Below are 3,077 nucleotides of genomic sequence, written 5' to 3'. Positions count from 1 at the left end.
ACTTCAAGCCGCACGGATAGGCGCGGCTTTGGAACGGCGGCGGCTTGGCCGGAGCTTTGCCGCCGCCGTAGCGCGGACCTGCGTTACCAGGGCCACTCGCTGCTATCGATCATGCCGTCGTGGTTGCGGTCATAGGCGCTCCAGCTCGACGCGCCCCAATATTCATCGGCGCTCAGCCAGCCATCGTGATTGGCGTCGAACACGCTGTAGCTCGGCTCCCAATCGGCGCGCTTGTAGGTCTTGTAAAAGCCGCCGCCGTACCAGCAATTGGCATATTCGGAGCGGCTGATCTGGCCGTCGTGATTGGCGTCCCAATAAATATAGCCGCCGGCGCGGTAATCATTCCATTCGGCGCTGGAGAGGAAGCCGTCGCCGTTGCGGTCGATCGGGCCGTAAGTGCCGCATTGGGCATAGGTCGTGTTGGGATCGAACGCCGTGGCGACCGAACTGACGTCGGCGGCGGCGCCGCGGACGGTGTTGCAGCCGGCGAGCATCGCGGCCGATGCAAGCAGGCTGATGGTGATGAACTTACGCATGTTCGCGCCTCCTTCTGACCCCGCCGCTCGCCTTAAACACAAGACGGGAATAAAACCGTGACGCGGGCGTCCGGTTCCCGATTGCGGGGATGGGCGGTGGGATTCGGGTTGGCGCTAGTGCTCGCGGAAACATGCGCCCGCGTAGAACGGTCAGACATTCAGATCGGCACACTGAGCGTGCCCAGATGCCGTTTCAAAGGCCTTGGGGCAAGAAAAAACTAAAATCTCGGAGCGTGTATTTATCTCGGGTTCGCGGTTTACCTCGTTACGAGCGAGGCAAAGTGATCCGGAATGGCTGCGCGCGACATAACCGCAATGCCTCCGCCTCGACATGCCCACCCCCGGCCCCTCCCGCGGGCGGGAGGGGAGGCTGGTTATTGATCGAGGAAGGAGCGCATTTTACGGCTGCGCGACGGGTGCTTGAGCTTTCGCAACGCCTTCGCTTCGATCTGCCTGATGCGCTCGCGAGTCACGCTGAATTGCTGCCCGACTTCCTCCAGCGTATGATCGGTGTTCATGCCGATGCCGAAGCGCATTCGGAGGACTCGTTCTTCGCGGGGGGTAAGGCTCGCCAGCACTCGGGTGACGGTTTCCTTGAGGTTGCTCTGGATCGCGGCGTCGACCGGGATGACGGCGTTCTTGTCCTCGATGAAGTCGCCGAGATGGCTGTCTTCCTCATCGCCGATCGGGGTTTCGAGGCTGATCGGTTCCTTGGCGATCTTAAGGACCTTGCGGACCTTTTCGAGCGGCATCGAGAGGCGCTCGGCGAGTTCTTCCGGTGTGGCTTCGCGGCCGGTTTCGTGGAGGAACTGGCGGCCGGTGCGGACGAGCTTGTTGATGGTCTCGATCATGTGCACCGGGATGCGGATGGTGCGCGCCTGATCGGCGATGCTGCGGGTGATCGCCTGGCGGATCCACCATGTGGCGTAGGTGCTGAATTTATAGCCGCGGCGATATTCGAACTTATCGACCGCCTTCATCAGCCCGATATTGCCTTCCTGGATGAGGTCGAGGAACTGGAGTCCGCGGTTGGTGTATTTCTTGGCGATCGAGATCACCAGGCGGAGGTTGGCCTCGACCATTTCCTTCTTGGCGATGCGGGCTTCGCGCTCGGCCTTCTGGACCATGTTGACGATGCGCCGGAATTCCCCAAGCGAGGTGCCGGTCTGCTGCGCGATCTCGGCGATTTCGGCGCGGATGCGCTCGACCGTGTCGGCCTCGGTGGTGGCGAAGGCGGCCCATTTCTTGTCGGTGCCCGAAACGCTTGCCAGCCAGCCCTCGTCGAGCTCGTGGCCCATATAGCTTTCGAGGAAGGCGCGGCGCGGGACCTTGTGGCGTTCGGCGAGGCGCAGCATCTGCCCGCCAAGCGCGTTGAGGCGGCGGTTGTAGCTGTACAATTGCTCGACCAGATATTCGATCTTGCTGCCGTGGAACTGGACGCTTTCAACCTCGGCGGTCAATTGTTCGCGCAGCTTGTGATATTTCTTTTCGTCCGACGCGCTGAACTCGGTGATGGTGGCGAGCGCATCCATCCGCGCCGCCTGGACCTTGGAGAATTTCTTGAAGATCGAGGTGATCCGGGCGAACGTCTCGAGCGCCTGGGGAGTGAGGGTCTCCTCCATCTGGGCGAGGCTTAAGGTATTGTCCTCTTCCTCCTCCTCGACCACCGGTTTGGTCCGCCGGTCGACCATATCCTCCTCGTCCTGCTCCGCGGTCGGGGCGGGCTCGTCGGCGACGTCTTCCTCTTCCTTGATCGAGGGGCCGGCGGTCTTTTCGCTGATCTCGCCGTCCTCGGCTCCTTCGGCCTCGCCGGCAGCGATCTGTTCCGCGGTCGGGCCCTTGGACAGCATCGCATCGAGGTCGAGGATCTCGCGCAGCTGCATGGTGCCGTTGTTGAGGTTGTTCGACCATTGGATGATGGCGTTGAAGGTGATCGGGCTTTCGCACAGGCCCCAGATCATGATGTCGCGGCCGGCCTCGATGCGCTTGGCGATGGCGATTTCGCCCTCGCGGCTCAATAATTCGACCGCGCCCATCTCGCGCAGGTACATGCGGACGGGATCGTCGGTGCGGTCGACCGCTTCCTTCTTGGTCGCCGCGGCCGGGCGCGGGCCGCCGTCGTCGAGCGGGTCGACCTCATCCTCGAGGTTCGATTCCTCTTTCTCTTTTTCTTTCTCGTCGTCGTCGTCGTCGTCTTCCGAATCCTCATTTTCGACGACCGACACACCGCGCTCCGAGAGGCGCGACATGATGTCCTCGATCATTTCATTCTGGTCGGCCGGGATCGCGGCGTTGATCTCGTCGATGGTGATCGTGCCGCGCTTTTCGGCGCGCGCCATCATCTTCTTGATCGAGGCGTCGTTGAGGTCGAGCAGGGGCTCGTCGCCGGATTCGCCGGAATCGACTTCGATAGGTTCGTTTTTTGCCATGTCTCTCTGATTCTACTGAGGCCGCTTAGTCGGTGCCGGCGAGCGACGCCAGCCTCTCCCTCAATCCTTGTTGCGCCGCGATCAGGCGGTGCTGTTCCGCCAACGCCTCGTC

At 62.1% G+C, this 3,077-nt stretch carries 2 protein-coding genes; both read right to left on the bottom strand.

Annotation, left to right across the window (positions count from 1 at the left end; all coding sequences use genetic code 11):
* Nucleotides 1-83: 83 nt before the first annotated feature.
* Entirely contained in the window at nt 84-536 is a 453-nt protein-coding gene (locus tag H0W65_RS12070; RefSeq protein ID WP_294007906.1) for a hypothetical protein, read from the bottom strand.
* 374 nt (nt 537-910) lie between these two features.
* The gene (rpoD, locus tag H0W65_RS12065; protein ID WP_294007905.1) at nt 911-2,965 is read right to left on the bottom strand and encodes an RNA polymerase sigma factor RpoD; all 2,055 of its coding nucleotides are present in this window, start codon (nt 2,963-2,965) and stop codon (nt 911-913) included.
* Nucleotides 2,966-3,077 lie beyond the last annotated feature (112 nt).

The organism is Sphingomonas sp. (assembly GCF_013816785.1).
Taxonomy (GTDB): domain Bacteria; phylum Pseudomonadota; class Alphaproteobacteria; order Sphingomonadales; family Sphingomonadaceae; genus Sphingomicrobium.
The sequence above is the reverse complement of the archived record's forward strand: the minus strand, read 5'-3'. Positions and strand labels throughout refer to the sequence as shown.